Below are 18,876 nucleotides of genomic sequence, written 5' to 3'. Positions count from 1 at the left end.
GGCCGGCGCTGGCGGCGATGCTGGTCCTCATCGGCATCGCCCTCGCCTGCCTCGTCGGCCCCGGCCTGACCGGACACGATCCGAGCCGGATCTACCCCGATCTCGTCCGCATGGCGCCCTCGTTCAGCCCCCATCCCGGCCCCGACGCCATCGGTCCGGCGGTGGAGCGTCTCGCCTTCCGGATGCGGGCCACGCCGGAGGCGATCCGGGTCGAGGGATCGATCCTGCACCTCACCCTCTCGGCGCCGCAGCCGATCGATCCGCGTGCCTTGAGCTACCTGCCCCGCTCCGACCTGTTCGGTCCAGCCACCATCGTGGCGCGGGAGGCGGACGGGCGCCGCCTCGTCGTCGAGGCGCCCGTGCGCCGGCTCACCTTCCCGCTCGGCACCGACGTGCTGGGGCGCGACCTCCTCAGCCGCAGCCTCGTGGCGGGACGGGTCTCCCTGCTCATCGGGCTCGTCGCCACCGGCGTCGCGCTCCTCATCGGCGTCCTCTACGGGGCGGTGGCGGGCTATTGCGGCGGGCGCATCGACGCCGTGATGATGCGCCTGGTCGATGTCCTTTACGCCCTGCCCTTCGTGTTCTTCGTCATCCTGCTACTGGTGTTCTTCCGCGCCGGGATCGGGCTGATTCTCGTGGCGATCGGGGCGGTGGAGTGGCTCGACATGGCCCGTATCGTCCGGGCGCAGACTCTGTCGCTGCGCCAGCGTGACTTCGTCCGCGCGGCCGAGGCGCTCGGCCTCTCCGCCGGCGCGATCCTGCGCCGGCACATCCTGCCCAACACGCTCGGACCCGTCACCGTCGCCGCGACCCTGCTGGTGCCGAAGGTGATTCTGCTGGAAAGCTTCCTCTCCTTCCTGGGCCTCGGGGTGCAGGAGCCGTCAACCAGCTGGGGCGCCCTGATCGCCGAGGGCTCCCGCGCCATCGAATCCGCGCCCTGGATGCTCGCCGCGCCGGCCGGCTTCCTCGTGACCACCCTGGTCGCCCTCAACATCCTGGGCGACGGTCTCGCCGACGCCCTCGATCCGCGGCTTTCGGAGACGCGCTGACGCTCAGCGCGGACCGGTCAGGCCCGGATACACCACCCGGACGACGCGGCGTTCCTCCGGAACCTCCTCGGCCAGCCTCAACCGCAGTGCCGGATCCTCGATCGTCGGCAGCGGCCCGTCGGGACTCGAGCGCAGGCGCCACACGGATCCGGCGACCCTGTCCCGGCGCGAATTCGTATCGATGCCGGCCAGTACCGCGAAGGCGAGGAGCCAGGAGGAGGCGAGAATCGCGGTGAAAAGGAAGATCGTGTCGAGCAGGCGTGGCATCGGGGCGGCGTCCGGAAGGGCGCACCCACTCGAACGCGAAGCATTTTACCATCGCACCAAGCTTGGCGGAACAAGCGACCGTCCGGCGAGATTGCCAACAGCTTGCGTGGCGCACGGTTAACGAGGATTCGATGACAACCAGGGCCTTGGGCGACGCGAAGGGTGCGGCGGGCGCGACGACGCCCGAACGGGTGCCGATGGGGACGGTGATCGACACCGACATCTCGGCCCGTCTCGACCGCCTGCCCTGGGGACGCTTCCATGTCCTCGTCATCGTGGCGCTCGGCATCACCTGGGTGCTCGACGGGCTCGAGGTCACCCTGGCCGGTTCCCTGGTCGGGGCCCTGCGCGCCGAGCCGATGAGCTTCACCGAGTTCGATATCGGGCTCGCGGCAAGCTCCTACCTCGTCGGCGCGGTCACCGGGGCCCTCGGGTTCGGCTGGCTCACCGACCGGATCGGGCGCAAGAAACTCTTCTTCATCACCCTGGCGCTCTACCTCGCGGCCACCGCCGCCACGGGACTGTCCTGGGACATCTACAGCTTCTGCCTGTTCCGCTTCCTCACCGGCGCGGGAATCGGTGGCGAATACACCGCCATCAACTCGACGATCCAGGAACTGGTCCCCGCCCGCGTGCGCGGATGGACGGATCTGGTCATCAACGGCTCGTTCTGGATCGGAGCTGCGATGGGGTCCTTCCTCTCCATCGTGGTGCTGCGCCCGGGCATGATCGACCCGGCCTGGGGCTGGCGGATCGCCTTCTTCGTGGGCGGCGGCATCGGCCTCGTGATCCTGCTCCTGCGCACCTGGATCCCCGAGAGCCCGCGCTGGCTCGCCACCCATGGCTACGTGGCGGAAGCCGACCGCGTGGTCTCGGGCATCGAGAAGCGCTTCATCGACGAGGGGCACACCCTGCCGCCCATCGACGACGCCAAGCGCATGAAGCTCCGGACCCGCAGCCATACGCCGCTCAAGGAGGTGTTCGGCACCATGCTGGTCGGCCATCGGCGCCAGACCCTGGTGGGCCTGGCCCTGATGATCGCGCAGGCCTTCTTCTACAACGCCCTGTTCTTCACCTATGCCCTGGTTCTGCAGCGCTTCTACGGCGTGCCGGGGGACCATGTCGGCTGGTACCTGCTGCCCTTCGCGCTGGGCTCCTTCCTCGGCCCGCTCCTCCTCGGGCGTCTGTTCGACACGGTGGGCCGCCGCCCTATGATCGCGTTCACCTACGGCATCTCCGCGGTCCTGCTCACCGTCACCGGCTATCTGTTCAAGATCGAGGTGTTCGGCCCCGTGGGCCAAACGGCGGCCTGGATGGTGGTGTTCTTCTTCGCCTCCGCCGCCGCGAGCGCCGCCTATCTCACGGTGGCCGAGACCTTCCCCCTCGAAATCCGCGCGCTCGCCATCGCGGTGTTCTACGCCCTCGGGACCGGCATCGGCGGTGTCTCCGGGCCCCTCCTGTTCGGGGCCCTGGTGGAATCGGGCTCCCGCGACAACGTACTGATCGGCTACCTCATCGGCGCCGGGCTGATGGCGGTGGCGGCCGTGGTGGGCGGACTCTTCGGCACGGCCGCAGAGGGCAAGTCGCTGGAGGACGTGTCGAAACCCCTGGCGGCGGCCTGAGCCGCCGGTCGAGGCGGTCACGGGCTCAGGAGCGGCGTTCGGCGAAGAAGCCGCGCAGCAGGGCGGCGGCCTCCGCCTCCCGGAAGCCGCCATAGACCTCCGGCGCATGGTGGCAGGTCGGCTGGTTGAAGACGCGCGGCCCGTGCTCGACCGCTCCGCCCTTGGGGTCCGAGGCCGCGAAGTACAGTCGCCTGATGCGCGCGAAGGAGATCGCGCCCGCGCACATGGGACAGGGTTCGAGGGTGACGTAGAGGTCGCAGCCGCTGAGCCGCTCGTCGTCGAGGGCGAGGCACGCGGCGCGGATCGCCAGGATCTCCGCATGCGCGGTCGGATCGCGCAGGATTCGCGGCCTGTTATGCGCCACGGCGATCACCACGCCGTCCTTCACCACCGCTGCCCCGACCGGCACTTCGCCCTCCGCCGCCGCACGGCGTGCCGCCGCGAAGGCGAGGCTCAGCGGGTCGGTATTCGCGTCGTGGTCCGGAAGTGCGGAAGGGTGCGTGGCCATCTCTGAAGTTCCTGCCCGCCGCGCGACGCGGAGGCAACGCATCACGCGAAGCGCATGACGAACGGGAACATCACCGGGACGTGGCCGTTGGACAAGCCGACGCGGTTCGACCGCCACTGAAAGTTGAGGAGCGCACCATGAGCAGCACCACCGACAAGATCAAGGGCCTTGCCAACGAAGCCGTCGGCAACGTCAAGCAGGGCATCGGCAATGCCACGGACAACGACAAGCTGAAGGCCGAGGGCAAGGCGCAGGAACTGAAGGGCGAAGCCCAGAAGACCGTCGGCGATGCCAAGGACGGCGTGAAGAACGCCGCCGATACGGTCAAGAGCAAGCTCTGATCGCGCGCCGCGGGAGCCTCGCTTCCGCACCACGATGAGCGTGAAGGGCGGCCGCAAGGTCGCCCTTTCGCGTGCCCGAGGCCCGGTCGGGCACGGATTTCGACCCTCGATCGACCAGTTCCTGCGGATGCCGGGTCGCGGTGAGCCGGGATCACTCGCAACAGCGCGTCCGCTCTGTTATGGGGCTGGCATGAGCGACAAGACTGACGATACGAATGGCGAGTCCGAGGACGCGCCTGCGAAGAAATCCCGTTCGAAAGCCAAGCCGGCCTCGTTGAAGACGGCGTCGTCGAAGACGGCTGCATCCGAGAGCGCTGCGACCGAGACGGCTTTGGAGAGCACGCCGGAGACCGGCGGCCGCGAAGCCGCAAATCCGGAAGTCGAAAGTCCGAAGGCGAAAGTCGCGAAGCCGAGAGCCACCAAGAAAACGGCTCCGAAGACGGCAGCTTCGCAGGGCGCGGCACCGATCGCCGAGACGGCGGCTCCCGAGGTCCCTGGCGGCGAGACTTCGGAATCGAAGCCTGCGAAGACGGATCCCTCCGAATCCGGATCTGCGAAGGCCGAATCGTCCGAAACCCAAGCCTCCGAGCCGAAGCCGGCGCGTACGAAGCGCGCTGAGAAGACGGCCGAGGTCGCCACCGAATCATCACCCGCGACCGCGTGGGCACCCGCGACCGATGCCGGCATTCCGGGCGATTCCGCCGAGGAGAAGCCGAAGGTCCGCCGCGTCGTCGCCCCGGCCCGTGGCGGCGACGCCCCCCTGCGGCGCAAGCCCGCTGCGGCGAAGGTCGTGCCAGTCGCCAGGCCCGAGGCGGAGACCGCTGAAGGCGAAGCCGGGACGCCGGAGGGCGACCGCATCGCCAAGGCCATTGCCAGGGCCGGCATTGCCTCCCGCCGCGACGCCGAAGCGATGATCGAGCAGGGCCGCGTCACCCTGAACGGCCGGACGCTGACTTCGCCGGCCATCAACGTGACGCCGGAGGATGCGATCACCGTCGACGGCGAGCCGCTGCCCGCCCGCGAGCGCACCCGCCTGTGGATCTATCACAAGCCGCGCGGCCTCGTGACCACGGCCCGCGATCCCGAGGGCCGGCAGACGGTCTTTGAGGCCCTGCCCGAGGACCTGCCCCGCGTCGTCGCCATCGGACGCCTCGACATCAACACCGAGGGCCTGCTCCTCCTCACCAATGACGGCGGGCTCGCCAAGGTCATCGCCCATCCCGATACCGGTTGGCTGCGCCGCTACCGCGTGCGCGCCCACGGCGACACCACCCAGGCCGAACTCGACAAGCTGCGCCGGGGCGTCACCATCGACGGGATGGATTACGGCCCCGTCGAAGCGACCCTGGACCGGGCGTCCGGCGACAACCTCTGGCTGACGCTCGGCCTGCGCGAAGGCAAGAACCGCGAGGTCAAGCGCATCCTGGAGCATCTCGGCCTGGCGGTGAACCGCCTGATCCGGCTCTCCTTCGGACCGTTCCAGCTCGGCGACCTCGAGGCGGGTCTGGCCGAGGAGATCCGCACCAAGGTGCTGAAGGAACAGCTCGGCCCGGCCCTGTCCGAACAGGCCGGCGTCGATTTCGAGAGCCCCGTCCGCGAGCCGATCGCGGCGTTCGGATCGCCGAAGCAGCAGGCCAAACAGCCCGCCCGCAGCGCCTCGGCGGCGCAGCGTCGCGAGCCGCGGGCCTATGACGACGAAGCCCCCCGCGCCGACCGCGGTTCGTTCCGAGGCGGCGAGCGTCCGGCGGCACCGGCGAAGCCAGCCCGCGTCCCGACCGGCGGCAACAGTGCGGGCCCGCGCCGTTCCGTCTGGCGCGCCGAGGACGAGGCACGTCCGGAGGATGGGCCGCGCCGGGTGAAGATCCCGCGCCGGGGCGCCGATCCGAAGGTAGAGCGCGAAGCCGCCGCCGCGCGGGGCCGCGAGCGCGTCGGCGCGATCAGCACCGGCGAGCGCCGCGTTCTCGTGGAGCGCCTGAAGTCCAGCCCACAAGAGCCGGCGGCCGAGCCGCACCGTCGCGACAGCGGCGCGCGCCGCCGCGACGAGACGAGCGCGCCTCGGTCCGCGCGTCCGCCTCAGACGGATTCCTACGGGGCGCGGTCCGAATCCCAGAACCGTCCGTTCCGCCAATCCGACGCGCGTCCTCCCCGTCGCGGTGACGACGCGGCCCGGCCCGCCCGGACCTTCGGCGAGGGCCGCCCGCAGCGTCGCGACGACGAGCGCCCGCGCGGAAACTTTCGGCAGGACGGCGCCGAGCGCCGTGGCCCGCCGCCGGGCAGCGAGGATCGCCCGCGCGGCCCGTTCCGCTCCAATGCCAACCGCCAGGCCGGTGACGGTGCGGAGCGAGGCGCACGCGCATCGGCGCCGCGCGGTGACCGTCCCGATGGCTTCCGCAACGAGAAGCCCGGCGGCTTCCGCGATGGCGAGCGTTCCGGCGGTGACCGGGGCGGGTTCAAGGGTGGTGCCAAGCCCGGCGGAAAGCCCGGTGGCTTCAAGGCCGGCGGCAAACCCGGCGGCTTCTCGAAGCCCGGTGGAAAGCCGAGCGGCGGCTTCGGGCGGGGCGGATCCGGCGGCGGCAAACCGGGTGGCTCTGCGCGGCCCGCCGGAGGCTCCTCTCGGCCCGCCGGTGGCTCGGGCAAACCCGGCGGCTCGGGTCGTCCGCCGCGCGGCGGGGGCCGGTGAGGATCGTCGGCGGCGATCATCGCGGTCGCCGCCTCGCCACACCGAAGACCGATGCCATCCGCCCGACCTCGGACCGCCTGCGCGAGGCGATCTTCAACGTCCTGGCCCACGCCTATGACGACGCGGCGGTGGGCGCCCGTGTTCTCGACCTCTTCGCCGGCACCGGCGCCCTGAGCTTCGAAGCCCTGTCGCGGGGGGCGGCTTACGCGCTCCTCGTTGACGAGGGGGCGGAAGCGCGGGCGCTGATCCGCGAGAACATCGAGGCGTTCGGCGCCGAGGGCGCGACGCGCCTGTTCCGGCGGGATGCCACGCGGCTGGGTCCGGTCGGCACCAGCGGCACCTTCACCCTGGTCTTCTGCGATCCGCCCTATAGCCGCGACCTCGCGCCGGCGGCACTCGCCAGCGCGGCCGAGGGCGGCTGGCTCGCCCCCGGCGCCCTGGTCGTGGTGGAGGAGGCGGCGAGCGTCCAAGTCGCGCTACCCGCCGGATTCACCGAGCTGGAACGCCGGACCTACGGCGACACCGCCCTCGCCTACGCGCGCTACCGGGACTGACCCCGCGACCGCTGCGCGCGGAGGGAACCTGCGGGCCGCGACCCTGCGTTGCCCCCACATGGTCCTCGAAGACACTGCGCCGGACTCCATCACGATCGAACCGCCCGGCGACGCACAGCGGGACGTGTCCCGCCCCGCGCGCCTCTGGCGCCCGCGCCGCGTGCTGGTGACTCCGGCGGCGCTGGAGCATGAGCACGGCCGAGCGATCCTGGCCCGCGTCGAGGCCCTGGGGCTTCCCGTCGAGCGCCTGAAGAGCAATCGCCTGATGGGCCTGCGCGACGCGGACCCGCGTAAGGCCTATCGCGACGCGAAGGCCACCCTCGCCATCGTGGTTGCGCCCCCGACCAAGCTGAAGCTGCAGCCGATCCCCCCGAGCGCCGATTGGCGTGTCGACCTCGCCGAGGGTTGCCCCGCCCATTGCCAGTACTGCTACCTCGCCGGTTCGCTGTCCGGCCCGCCGGTGACGCGGGCCTATGCCAATCTCGACGCCATCCTGGCCAATCTCGGCGGCTATCTCGGCCAGGGCGGCGTCACCTCGGCGCAGGCCGAGCGATCCGGGGAAGGCACCACCTTCGAGGCCTCCTGCTATACGGACCCGCTCGGCATCGAGCACCTGACCGGCTCCCTCTCGGCCGCGATCACGCATTTCGGAGCCTGGGATGCCCCGGTGCAGCTCCGCTTCACCACCAAGTTCGCCGGCGTCGCGCCGCTGCTCACCCTGCCCCATCGCGGCCGGACCCGTATCCGCTTCTCGGTGAACGCCCGCAACGCCGCCCGCTACGAAGGCGGGACCGCGAGCCTCGATGCGCGCCTGGCCGCGCTGCGCGCCGTCGCGCAGGCGGGCTACCCGGTCGGTCTCACCATCGCGCCGATCCTGCCCGTGCCGGACTGGGCCGACGCCTACGCAGCCTTGGCGCGCGACGTCGCCGAAGCGCTCGCCGGCGTGCCCAACCTCGATCTCACGGTCGAGCTCATCACCCACCGCTTCACGCCGGGCTCGAAGGACGTGCTCCAGGGCTGGTATCCCGGTTCGGACCTGCCGATGGCGGAGGCGGAGCGCAGCCGCAAGCTCACGAAGTTCGGCTCCGTGAAGTACGTCTTCCCCCGTGAGCTCATGCAGGCGATGCGTCAGACCATCACCGAGACGGTCCGGACGACCCTGCCGCAGGCGCGGATCCTCTACTGGACCTGACCGTCAGCGATCCCCCGGGTCGCCACTGGCGTCGAAGCGCGTTCGCGCATCCTGGATCGCCGGAAGGTTCGCGAAGGCCCAGGCGCCCAGGGCCTGGACCGGCTCCTGCAGGGAGCGGCCGAGCGGGGTCAGTGCATAATCCACCCGCGGCGGAATCGTGGGATACACCGTGCGAGAAACGAGGCCGTCCCGTTCCAGGCCGCGCAAGGTGAAGGTCAGCATTCGCTGCGAAATGCCGCCGATCATCCGCTTCAGTTCGTTGAAACGACGCGGGCCATCCGTCAGCGTCATCACCACCAGGATGCTCCACTTGTCGCCGATCCGTGCCAGCACGGTGCCGACGACCCGACAATCACCGGGATGATGCGATACGGGCACCTCGGTTCCTTCCGTGTGACCGAGTTCCACGCATGTGCCTCCTTGCGCTGCGGCGATCGTGGTTCTCTATAGCGCCCCGGTACACTTCTGATACCAGGGACCGAACATGAAGCTCCTGCACGTCGACGGCAGCATCCTGGGGGATCATTCCGTCAGCCGCACCGTCTCCGCCGCGATCGTCGCGCACCTCAAGGCCGCGGCGCCGGATCTCGCCGTGACCTATCGCGATCTCGCCGCCGAGCCGATCCCGCACCTCTCGGGCGCCTACCTCGCCGGCCACCAGCCCAACGCCACCAACACCTCCGACATTCAGAACGATGTGGCGCTCGGCCGGACGGTGCTGGATGAATTCCTGGACGCCGACATCGTGGTGATCGGCGCACCGCTCTACAACTTCACGGTCTCCTCCCAGCTGAAAGCCTGGATCGACCGCATCCTCGTCGCCGGTAAGACCTTTAAGTACACGGAAAGCGGCTCGGTCGGCCTCGTATCCGAAAAGCGGGTCATCGTCGCCGTGGCACGGGGGGGCTTCTACGGGGCGGGTACGCCGGCCGCGGCCTCCGAGCACGCCGAGACCTACCTGCGCACCATCCTCACCTTCATCGGCATCACGAATCCGGAGGTCATCGTGGCCGAGGGCATCGCCATCGGCCCGGAATTCCGGGAGAAGGCCCTCGCCGGAGCCCTTGCGGCCGTGTCCAGCCTGCCTGCCGTTTGAGGGAATCCGAGAACCGGATTCGAGCGCCGGGAGCCGTATGAAGGTCCAAGCAGCCATACGACGGCGTCTAAGCTCAGTGCCGAAATTTCGTTATCTTGAAGAGGTTGTGGGCGGCGTAGGTCATCGCCCACAACCTCCTCGGGCCCAGGCGACGGAGCCGTGATGCTCGGACGCCCACGGGCCTGCTTCAATCTACCGAAAGGCATGCTCGGCGAGGTTCCGTGAACCCCCGGCCGAGAGATCTGTCCGAGACCCGAGGTTCTCAGGGATCCAATGAGGCGCAGCGCGGCCTAGACGATGCCGGCGCGCAGCAGATCGTGGACGTGCAGGATGCCGGCGGGCCGGCCATTCTCCACCGCGAAGAGCGCCGTGACACGGCAACGATTCATGGTTTCGAGGGCGGCGCTCGCAAGCAGGGACGGATCGACCACGAGCGGATTCTCGGTCATCACGTCCTCGACCGGCATCGCCAGGAGTTCGGAGCCGATATGGCGGCGCAGATCGCCGTCGGTCACGACACCCACGAGCATCCCGCTTTCGTCCACCACACCCACGCAGCCGAAGCGCCGCCCCGCGATCGCCAGCAGCACGTCGCGCATGAGTGTCCCGGATCCCACGAGCGGGATCTCGTCGCCCGTGTGCATAAGCTGCCCCACGGTCTTGAGCCGAGCCGCAAGGTTGCCGCCCGGATGGAAGGTTCGGAAGTTGGAGCTCGTGAAGCCGCGTCGCGCCAACAGGGCGACGGCCAGGGCATCACCCATCGCGAGCTGGATCAGGCTTGAGGAGGTCGGCGCGAGGTCGTGCGGGCAGCTCTCGCGCACGCGCGGCAAGGCAAGCAGGACGTCGGCGGCCCGTCCGAGCGTGCTCGCCGGGTTCCACGTCATCGCGATGAGCGGGATCGAGAAGCGGCGGGTGAAGGCGATGAGGTCGCCCAATTCGCTCGTTTCGCCGGACCACGACAGCGCCAGCACGGTATCGTCCCGCGCGATCATCCCGAGATCGCCGTGGCTCGCTTCGCCGGGATGCACGAAGAACGCGAGTGTCCCCGTCGACGCGAGCGTCGCGGCGAGCTTGCGCCCGATATGCCCGCTCTTGCCGATCCCGGACACGATGAGACGCCCGCGGGTTCTCAGGATCGTGCCGACGGCCTTCTCGAAGGGAACGCCGAGGTCGCCGTGCAGCGCCTCGACGAGTTCCTGCATGGCCTGCATGCCGATCTCGAGACTGCCGATGCCGGTCGAGCGAACGGCGGCGTCGGATCCGGGATCGTCATCGTTCGGGGGGACGGGCCGGTGCAGGATTGCCAGGTCGTTCATCATTTGGTGATCTTGCACCCAGCGATATGGCGGCGTTGTGGCAGCCGCAGCGTCAAGCGGTCTCGAGCGTCTTCTCGAACCGTGCCTTCTCCGCGATCCAGAGGTCGGCGAAGTCGACGTCCTGGCAGTTCGGGAACCAGGGACCGCCATTGGTGTAATGGATCGCGGGCGGAACCTGCTCAGGCTTGTCGTACTCGCCTTCGAGGAAGTTCCAGCCGAGGTCCAGCGCGCCGAGATCCTTGTCCTCGACCCAGGACAGGCGGTGCAGGTAGGCGGGGCTCTGGGTGTTCACCACGTCCGGGGTGAGCGCCTTGATCGCCGGGTGCGCCCCGTTGAACACCATGAAGGACGACCAGTTCTTGCGCGGGTAGGTCGTCTGTACCTGTCCGTCCATCTTGCTGGCCGAACGCGGCACGTAATCGTGCTGCACGACGTAGGCGGCCTTGGCGGGGTCGAGGCTGTCCAGCAGCCGGGCGATGTCCGTTGTGAACAGGAAGTCGCAATCGACGAACACCGTCCAACCCTCGTGGGCGGCGATGTAGGGAACGAGGAAGCGGGTCAGCGAGAACTCGGTCGCCGCACCCTTGTCCTGCGGCCGCGTGTAGAGGCCGAGTTCGCGCACCGTGTCCTGGCGCAGCGGATAGACCTCGACCGGAATGCTGGCGTGCCGGTTCAGGGAGAGCCGACAGACCTGCCAAGCGATGTCCTCTCGGCTATCGTAGCCGACATAGACTTTCAGCCGTGTGCTCATGCGGTGGTCTCGCTCTGTCTGGGGATCGAACGGCGCGGGCCGCTCCCGCTTCAGAACGCCGGACGTCAGCCGTGACGGTCCAGGCGGGATACCCATCGATCCTGCCGCAACGCACCCCGCCGAACAAGGGCAGCGCTGCAACACGGTTGCTTCACGCGCGCGGTCAGGTGTTGTCGATGGCTTCCTCGTCGCAAAGGGTCTCGACCAGGGTACTCATGGCCGCGACTTCGCGTCGGACGTTCTCGCGGGCGGTGTCGATATCGCGCTGCGGTACCGCGGCCGGAGGGGCTGCCGTGACGGTTACTCCGTCGGGTTCTTCGGATACGGATGGGATCACCGCCGCTGCATCCTGAGACGCACCGTAGTGCCGCAGGAACGTCCGCATCACGTGGGCGACGCCGGCCTCGGTGACGGATCGCCGGTCGTCGGCGAAGTAGGTCGACCCGGCGTGGGGGCTGGTGACGATCTCGAAGGATGGAAAGTAGTCGACGTCCCTCAGGGAACCCGAGACCTCCTCGGCCGCAACCCGCAAGGCCGCCTTCGAGTAGGCCGTCGAAACCATCACATGCCGGTCGACGGCCGTGGCGTTCAGCGGAACAGGCGAGACCGTTAGGATCACGCGCACGCCGGGATTGCGGCGGCGGATGAAGTTCAACGACCACTCCAGATCCTCACGGGTCTGCGCGGCGGTGAAGTTCTGGAAGGCGATGCGATCGGGATCATAGACCCCGCCGGCGACCCCGGGCGCGAGCGGATAGACGGCGCCGTCGGCGCGATCGACCCATGCCTCCGTCAGCCCGAGCGTGAAGACGAAGACCGACATTCCGTCGATCGCGCGGCGGACGGCGTCGAGGTGGATGCGGCGGTCCTCCTCCAGCTCCGCGACACAGACATAGCCGCCCGGCTGGATCTGTGGCCGGAACGGGTCGACCCAGCGGTCCGCGCCCAGCGGCCAGGCGCTCTCCCGCGGGATGAACAGGCCGTAGGCCCGCTCCAGCAGTTGGCGCAATTGGCGGGCGGTATAGACGTTGCCGTAGCGGGCCGCGAACAATCCGTAGTGGAACTGCGCGGCATACTTGTCGGGGATGAGCGGATGCGCATGCTCGGTGACGAGCACGTTGAACCCGGCCTTCATGAGATGACGCGAGACGTGCTGCGCGAAGCAGCTTCCCGCCGTCACCACCGAATCCCCCGGGGTGATGGCGAAGGACGGGCCGGTGACCGGATCGAAGTCCTCGGCGCGATCGAAACCGCCGCCGCGCTTCCAGAACTGGTAGTCCGGTCGGCCCTGATACGGGTTGGCGCTCATGCCGTGTATCCGCGAAGCTGTTCGAGCACCAAACGCCCGTAGGCGGCATTGGCGTGCGTGGGATCGTTCTTCCAGAATGGACGCGCCAGGAACCCGTCCTCGGTAACGGCCTCGGCCGGCGGGGGGAGCGTTGGGATGCCGTGTTCCTGGCAGAACTCGACAATTACACGCGTATGGAGTCGATAAAGCTTCCCGCGTAATTCAGCAGGCGTTACTCCAAGATGAACTTTATCTTTGAAGTAACCACCGGGATTCTGTTTGATATGCTCGTCATCGCCGATCGGCGGCGGCGAGATGATATGAACGAACGGAGTTCCGTAGTAGTTTTTCAGTTTCAAAATTGATCTAAGAAAGCCCCCTCTCATTGCATCGGTAAAATACCGGAAGATTAATTCATATGTAATTAGGTATCGCTTCGACCCAAAGGAGTAGTTATGGCTCTCCGGCTCAACGAAATCGAATGGGAGCGAACTTTCAATTAATCCGAATGTGTTGTGAAAGTTACCACCAATCATCGAAAATACGATTGAATTCTCGGCTGGCTCTGGCAAATACCCGCCCAGATTGATTTTGTCGGCAATTGAGATTGATCGGTCAACCGAATTAAGATTGATAATCTTTAATTTATTCTCAGGCGGGTTGGCAGAAAGCACGGCTTCTACGTGGCTTTGCCCGATCACGAGAATCGTAGGATCTGCTTTTGCAAAGTTCATAAATACCTCAGGCGGTGCCAAGATCAGTTTTTGCATCACCGGCAAAGTCGAGTAGTCCTATCGATCCTCGAGTAAATAGTGATCTTCGAACTGCTTTCTTAAAATGATTAAAAGTTCTCCGAGTTTACAAACGTCAGTTCCAGCCTTTGTAGATCTCTTATCAAGGATCATGCGAAGGAGATCGCGTTGCTGAGCATGCCTTATTGCTTCATCTGATGGAACAGGAATACTGATAGAGATATCATTCGACAACGTTTCCAGCAGACTTTTGATATCAACGATAGCGCTTGCATTACCGACGGTTGGCAAGTTTTTACTGCGGTCCCAGTCCAAAGGTGTAACGACTTCCGTATTTTCAATTAGTACATGACGCGCCGCAAATTCCGAAAGGATTTGCCCAAAAACGGTCTTAACAAAACTCGTGCTTCTTCGGCAAATTACAAAAACAGATGCGGAGATCTTTCCGCACAACTCCAGCACATGAATAGCGCTTCCCTCACTGAAGACTATTGCTTCAGCGCCACAAAATAAGTCAACAAGATCTTTTACATCCCAATCTTCAGGATAAACGATCGTAAAACCGACGCTCTGCAGAACATCTTCGACAAGGACTTCACCCAAGTAGGACCCGGAGTGTAGATATCGCCGCCTCGATACGTAGATGAACTTTTCAGTTCTCTGAAACGCAGATCCAGTCGATTTTTCGATTAACGGGAATAATTCGTTGTATTTAGGATCTGCAGTCGAAAATATTTGACCGCGTGCCTGCTGAGGGATGAGCAATTCTCGAAAATACGTAGGTTGATCGATTAAAATTATATCGCTTCTGCTAACACCCATGTACGAAAGCACAGAAATCATCCATGCATGCTTAACCTGAGAGTAGCCTGATCTCGTTGGCGTTGGGTGAAATGCTATCTTCAGTTTAGACAGTTCAGGATAGACTAGGCGCGGCCAAATTCGATGCACGCTCTCAGCTATCAAATGACCGAAATGATCAAAAAGCGGCCCACCATAGATAACCCTTTCATCAAAAGCTTGCTGGGCCTGAGATGTTGCTTCCTCGGCTATTATCTCGAACAGATTGACAATCTTACCTTTTTTCGTTCGGAGATGTTCAAAATGAGATGAGGACGGCGCGTTCGGAAGCAGAAGTCTTGATTTTGCACTGCCCAACAGGAGGGGATGAACGGTCAACCCCCTCTCTGTTTTGATAGTCAAGTCAATCTGGCTTGATTTAGGCACGTTAGATTGGCTTTCAAGTTTCTTTATTGCCACCAGTGCGGAAGCCGCGCTTCCACCAAATATTTCCTTTCTCAAATACGACGATGCTGTCATAGAAACTTATGCTGTCTGTAGTTCTCGTGAATTCTGTTGGGAGAAGAGCTCCCTTTGTATGATCAGCGTTTAGCTCGTCAATTAGTTTTTTCGATTTATTAATAAAAGAGTCTTGAACATCGAGTCCTCCGCCCCAGTTTTCCCAGTAGCTTGTGTGCATGTCCTCAACCATGTAAACTCCGTTTTTCGGAACTTGCGGATATACATGAGAGAACGTTGCCCACGTTTGTTTCATGTGATGACTTCCGTCATCAAGAACGACGTCGGGCGGACCGAACTCATCGATGACACGTTGCAAGAAAGCTGTATCGCTCTGATCGCCGATACGTATATTGATACCCTCGGCAGCATGCTTCGTGCACGCGGGGTTTATATCAAGGCCGATGATGATGGCAGATGGGCCAAAATACTTCTGCCACATCTGAAGTGACCCGCCTTCGTAGACGCCCACCTCCCAGAAAACCATTGACCTATTGCGCCAACGCTCGAAATGCTTTTCATAAACAGGGAAATAATGCGCCCATTTATGAATTATTTTGCCTTTATTGTTGAGATTGTCTTGCCAAAGGCTCATTTACAGCTTCCAATCGTCGCTTTTGAGCTAAGCTCGGTTCTGATTGTAAAAGGGATTTTGGCCCGTTATCGGTAACACCTGCTAGCGTCTCAGTCGCATGCACACAAGCCGCGATATCGCTTCAGCCCGACCGATGTTGCCTACGATAGCACATTGCCCTAAGAACCGTACAGACAGCACTCGGCATGATGTATGAGACAAAGAAATGCTTGTTGGCACCGGGCTTGCCACAACTTATCCCCTCGATAAGATTGCATATGTCGCTAATTCTAAGGTAGCTAGCCTTGTTATTAGTTTTCTTGATCCGTTCCTTCAATTAGGATCGATTGATCAATCGAATAATTTAATCGACGAAGAGCTTATAACTGAATCTGCTCTGAAAGAGCGGTTCGGTCCTGAAATGCGCGGTGATCCTGCGGCGTCCTGGATAAGAGCGCGTCTGAATGAACTTGCACCGAAGCTAATCATTCTTTGCCGTTACAGCGGTCCGCAACCCGAGACCATCGTGAACTGGGCCCGCGAGCGCGGTGTCCCGACCATCTTCCACATCGATGACGACCTGCTCGATATCCCGATCGAACTTGGGGCTGCCAAGCAGGCTCTGCACATGCATCCCGACCGTCTGGCGACGATCCGGTACCTGCTGGCGGAAACCACCCTCGCATATTGCTCGACACCGGCCCTGCGGCAGCGCCTGTTCGGCGATGGGGAGAGTTCGCGCGTGGTCGCCGGCTCCCTCTACTGTGCCCATCGCGTTCGGCGTGCCCCGGTCGAACCCATCCGATCTGTCATTGGCTACATGGGCACCGACCACAGCCACGACCTCGCGCCCGTCGTCCCGGCGCTCGTCCGCCTGCTCACGGGCCGGCCGGAGGTGACCTTCGAGATCTTCGGCTCGACGCCGATGCCTGACGCACTCAAGCTGTTCGGCGACCGGGTACGGACGATCCCACCGGTGGGCGATTACGGCGCGTTCATGGACACGCTCGAAGGGCTTGGCTGGACGATCGGCATCTGCGCGCTGGCCCAGACCCCCTTCAACGCGGTCAAGGCCGACACGAAGTGGGTGGAGTACACCGCCTGCGGCTTTGCCGTGGTGGCTTCGCGCGGCACCGTCTACGATGCCTGCTGCGCCGACGGCTGCGGCCTCCTCGTCGACGGTGAGGCGGAATGGTTCGCGGCCTTCGAGCGCCTGCTCGAGGACGGTGGTGCGCACCGCGCCCAGGTCGAGCGCGCTCAGGAGAAGCTGCGGCGCGACTACAGTCCGGAGCGCCTCGCGGAGCAAGTTCTCTCCGTCTTCGCGCGGGCACAGGAGCTCGCGGCCTCCGCAGTGGCTCCCACCACTCACGCGTCGAGTGCGGGAACGGAGGCCGACGCTCCGCCGGCGGATGAACGCGACGTCGACGGATTCCACGTCGACGCCTTCATCGACGACAAGGTGGTGGGTTGGGCCTGGTCCCCGCAGGAGCGGGGTCGCGCAGAGGGTCTGCCCCTCGAGATCTGGTGCGGCGATGTCAGGCTCGGCTGGAACGCGCGGCGTATGCGGCGGTCCGACGTGGATGCCCATGTCGGCGATTCGAGCCACAGCAAGGGGTTCGAACTACCGATCGGCGGCCTGCACGCCCTCTTCCACCTCCTGGACGACGCGCCCGGCCTGCTCCCGTCGGTCCGCCTCGACGGGCGGAGCTATGCGCCGCCGAGCTTTCGGGCTCACCGGAACGATCTCGCGTCCTTCCGAACCCTTCGGACCGCCGATGGCCGCGACCGGCTCCACGTTGCGGATCTCTGGTGGGCGAACAGCCGCCTCCTGAAGGTCCGAAGCCTCGACGCCCCGGCCGTCACCTCCGGGATCACGCCCACCGTCCTGCGCGTCTATCAGCTGCAACGTGCCCCGACCGGCACCCTCGGTCTGATCCAGGTCGACGAGCAGGAGCTGTCGCCCCATGCGGCGATCTACCCGGTCGGCATGCGCTCGGCCTACATGCCGCTCCTTGTGGTCGGCTGCACTGCGGCGGGCGAGATCGCGTTCATCGATCTCGTGCCGTTCCCATCCCTGCTGCGCGGGGGTCCGCACGAGGCCGAGGTCTCGGCACTCGGTGACGAATCGGGAAGCCTGTCGGACCTGCGCCGATTGTCGGACACCTACCTCACGGACTGCATCGGTGGCGAGAACCACCCCGCCGAGTTCGCGCTCGCGGGTCTCGACATCGATCTATCGACGGTCATCGGGACGGAACCGATCTTCGATCCGAGCCTGCGTGAATGGCTTGCGGCAGTGCCCCGGATCCCGGTCGGCGCCACGAATATCGAGGCGCGCGTCGACCGCGACCTCGGTGACCGCGGCTTCGCCGATCATGCCGTCGCACAGTTGAAGCGGCCCGATGGAGCCGCGTCCCGTCCGGGTCGGCTGCGCTTGTCGCTGGGCAACGCCGCTGTCCCGACGATCGCCGGCTTGGTTTCGCGGGAACCCCTTCCTTCCGCGTCGGCCTTCGCGCCCCACATCGTCACCGACCCCGCGGCACCAACGAAGCGCTGGTTCATCGCTCTACCCGAGGGCGGACCCCTCGCCGCCGTGACCGAGCTCGGCCGGATCGCGCGCCAGAGCTTCCCTGCGCTCGAGGGGCGTGGGGATGACCCGCAGCCCGATCCGCACGCGGATCGCTTGCTGCCGCTCGCCATTCTGTTCCGTGACCTCGGCGCGCCGACGCAGGCGGATCTCATCTCCCCGGTCCCGCGCGATCAGCCGACGATCCTGCCGCAGATCGGTCCTTCCGCGCCAAGCATCTCGGTCCTCGTGCTGGTCGAGCAGCCCGAGCACAATCTCCAGCCGCTCCTGGCCTCGCTCGCCGCACAGGCTGCGCCGAATGTCCAGGAAATCATCGTCGGAGCAGCGGCGCATGACTCGAAACTCGATTCCCTTCGCCAACTGGTGGCGGACATCCTCCCCGGACTGGGCCAGGTCGTTTCCGACCTCGACACCTCGCAGATCAACTCTGCGCTGAACGTTCTGGCTTCGCGGGCGACCGGGGACGTTCTCGTGCTGCTCGACCAGAGCATGATCCTGCACGATCCGAGGACCCTGGATACGCTGGCGCGCCTCGCCACGCTGGACGGCACCGGAACGGTGGGCTGCCTGCAGATCAGGGCGCGGACGCCTGCCGAAAACAACTACGTCCTCAAGAGCGCGGGCCTGTTCCCCGGCCGGGTCGATTTCGCGGGGCCGCCGGCCCTGTCCCTGAAAGAGCTGGACAGCATTGCCCTTCTGCCGATGGCAATCTACCCCGTCGCGGCCAACCTTCTGACCTGCATGGCGATCTCCATGTATGTGTGGCGAGAGGTGGGAGGGCTGAAGGACGCCACTGCTTTATCCGCTCAAGCGGGTGTGACCCTATCGACCCGAGCGGTGGAAGCGGGGTACACGAACCTCTGCACCTCGCTGTTGTCCGTCACCGCCCGAGACTTTCCGCGCTCGCCCCGCGGCGTCAAGGTCTTCGAGGCGACACGGCTCAGTGCCGCGCGACTGCTGCCCGCCGTCCGGGCGAGCACGCTGGTCAGGTCCTTCTGAC

17 protein-coding genes are annotated in these 18,876 nt (G+C 65.3%); 8 read left to right on the top strand and 9 right to left on the bottom strand.

Features of this window, described 5'->3' with window-relative positions; genetic code table 11:
• Window positions 1-17 precede the first annotated feature (17 nt).
• Window positions 18-1,049, top strand: coding sequence for an ABC transporter permease (locus OF380_RS15055; RefSeq protein ID WP_404810616.1), 1,032 nt, complete (start codon window positions 18-20; stop codon window positions 1,047-1,049).
• A 3-nt stretch (window positions 1,050-1,052) separates the two neighbouring features.
• On the opposite strand, the gene OF380_RS15050 is transcribed toward OF380_RS15055, so the two are convergent.
• The gene (locus OF380_RS15050) at window positions 1,053-1,316 is read right to left on the bottom strand and encodes a hypothetical protein (RefSeq protein ID WP_264045298.1); all 264 of its coding nucleotides are present in this window, start codon (window positions 1,314-1,316) and stop codon (window positions 1,053-1,055) included.
• Between the two features lie 131 nt (window positions 1,317-1,447).
• Between OF380_RS15050 and OF380_RS15045 the strand changes: the two genes are divergently transcribed.
• Window positions 1,448-2,938 carry an MFS transporter gene (locus OF380_RS15045; protein WP_264045296.1) on the top strand — a complete coding sequence of 497 codons (1,491 nt, stop codon included), beginning with the start codon at window positions 1,448-1,450 and terminating at the stop codon, window positions 2,936-2,938.
• 25 nt (window positions 2,939-2,963) lie between these two features.
• Here OF380_RS15045 and OF380_RS15040 read toward each other — a convergent pair whose 3' ends face one another.
• On the bottom strand, window positions 2,964-3,446 hold the full coding sequence (locus OF380_RS15040; protein WP_264045294.1) for a nucleoside deaminase: 483 nt from the start codon (window positions 3,444-3,446) through the stop codon (window positions 2,964-2,966).
• A gap of 137 nt (window positions 3,447-3,583) precedes the next feature.
• On the opposite strand from OF380_RS15040, the gene OF380_RS15035 reads away from it, so the two are divergent.
• The 4 genes from OF380_RS15035 to OF380_RS15020 all read left to right on the top strand — a co-directional run bounded on the left by OF380_RS15035 (window position 3,584) and on the right by OF380_RS15020 (window position 8,213).
• Window positions 3,584-3,787 (top strand): CsbD family protein, encoded by a 204-nt coding sequence (locus OF380_RS15035; RefSeq protein ID WP_026175827.1) that lies wholly within the window; start codon window positions 3,584-3,586, stop codon window positions 3,785-3,787.
• A 790-nt stretch (window positions 3,788-4,577) separates the two neighbouring features.
• Entirely contained in the window at window positions 4,578-6,467 is a 1,890-nt protein-coding gene (locus OF380_RS15030) for a pseudouridine synthase (RefSeq protein ID WP_264051340.1), read from the top strand.
• Window positions 6,464-7,021, top strand: a complete 558-nt coding sequence (rsmD, locus tag OF380_RS15025) for a 16S rRNA (guanine(966)-N(2))-methyltransferase RsmD (protein ID WP_264045283.1) — start codon at window positions 6,464-6,466, stop codon at window positions 7,019-7,021. Before OF380_RS15030 ends, rsmD begins: the two co-directional genes overlap by 4 nt.
• A 58-nt stretch (window positions 7,022-7,079) precedes the next feature.
• The gene (locus tag OF380_RS15020) at window positions 7,080-8,213 is read left to right on the top strand and encodes an SPL family radical SAM protein (protein WP_264045281.1); all 1,134 of its coding nucleotides are present in this window, start codon (window positions 7,080-7,082) and stop codon (window positions 8,211-8,213) included.
• A 3-nt stretch (window positions 8,214-8,216) separates the two neighbouring features.
• Here the strand turns inward: OF380_RS15020 and OF380_RS15015 are convergent, their stop codons facing one another.
• On the bottom strand, window positions 8,217-8,621 hold the full coding sequence (locus OF380_RS15015; RefSeq protein WP_264045279.1) for a winged helix-turn-helix transcriptional regulator: 405 nt from the start codon (window positions 8,619-8,621) through the stop codon (window positions 8,217-8,219).
• Between the two features lie 76 nt (window positions 8,622-8,697).
• Here OF380_RS15015 and OF380_RS15010 point away from each other — a divergent pair, with 76 nt between their 5' ends.
• Window positions 8,698-9,309 (top strand): FMN-dependent NADH-azoreductase, encoded by a 612-nt coding sequence (locus tag OF380_RS15010; protein ID WP_264045277.1) that lies wholly within the window; start codon window positions 8,698-8,700, stop codon window positions 9,307-9,309.
• 290 nt (window positions 9,310-9,599) lie between these two features.
• Here the strand turns inward: OF380_RS15010 and OF380_RS15005 are convergent, their stop codons facing one another.
• The 6 genes from OF380_RS15005 to OF380_RS14980 all read right to left on the bottom strand — a co-directional run bounded on the left by OF380_RS15005 (window position 9,600) and on the right by OF380_RS14980 (window position 15,310).
• The gene (locus OF380_RS15005; protein WP_404810615.1) at window positions 9,600-10,625 is read right to left on the bottom strand and encodes a KpsF/GutQ family sugar-phosphate isomerase; all 1,026 of its coding nucleotides are present in this window, start codon (window positions 10,623-10,625) and stop codon (window positions 9,600-9,602) included.
• Between the two features lie 52 nt (window positions 10,626-10,677).
• Window positions 10,678-11,376 carry a glycosyltransferase gene (locus OF380_RS15000; protein ID WP_264045275.1) on the bottom strand — a complete coding sequence of 233 codons (699 nt, stop codon included), beginning with the start codon at window positions 11,374-11,376 and terminating at the stop codon, window positions 10,678-10,680.
• A gap of 163 nt (window positions 11,377-11,539) precedes the next feature.
• Complete coding sequence (locus tag OF380_RS14995) at window positions 11,540-12,685, bottom strand: GSCFA domain-containing protein (protein ID WP_264045273.1); 1,146 nt, start codon at window positions 12,683-12,685, stop codon at window positions 11,540-11,542.
• Window positions 12,682-13,434 (bottom strand): hypothetical protein, encoded by a 753-nt coding sequence (locus OF380_RS14990; RefSeq protein ID WP_264045272.1) that lies wholly within the window; start codon window positions 13,432-13,434, stop codon window positions 12,682-12,684. Before OF380_RS14990 ends, OF380_RS14995 begins: the two co-directional genes overlap by 4 nt.
• A gap of 21 nt (window positions 13,435-13,455) precedes the next feature.
• Window positions 13,456-14,736, bottom strand: a complete 1,281-nt coding sequence (locus tag OF380_RS14985; protein WP_264045269.1) for a glycosyltransferase 61 family protein — start codon at window positions 14,734-14,736, stop codon at window positions 13,456-13,458.
• Window positions 14,657-15,310 (bottom strand): class I SAM-dependent methyltransferase, encoded by a 654-nt coding sequence (locus tag OF380_RS14980; RefSeq protein ID WP_264045266.1) that lies wholly within the window; start codon window positions 15,308-15,310, stop codon window positions 14,657-14,659. Before OF380_RS14980 ends, OF380_RS14985 begins: the two co-directional genes overlap by 80 nt.
• A gap of 505 nt (window positions 15,311-15,815) precedes the next feature.
• Between OF380_RS14980 and OF380_RS14975 the strand changes: the two genes are divergently transcribed.
• Complete coding sequence (locus OF380_RS14975; RefSeq protein WP_264045264.1) at window positions 15,816-18,875, top strand: glycosyltransferase family protein; 3,060 nt, start codon at window positions 15,816-15,818, stop codon at window positions 18,873-18,875.
• Window position 18,876: the final 1 nt, after the last annotated feature.

It is taken from the genome of Methylobacterium sp. FF17, from assembly GCF_025813715.1.
In the GTDB taxonomy this organism is placed as follows: Bacteria; Pseudomonadota; Alphaproteobacteria; order Rhizobiales; family Beijerinckiaceae; genus Methylobacterium; species Methylobacterium flocculans.
The sequence above is the reverse complement of the archived record's forward strand: the minus strand, read 5'-3'. Positions and strand labels throughout refer to the sequence as shown.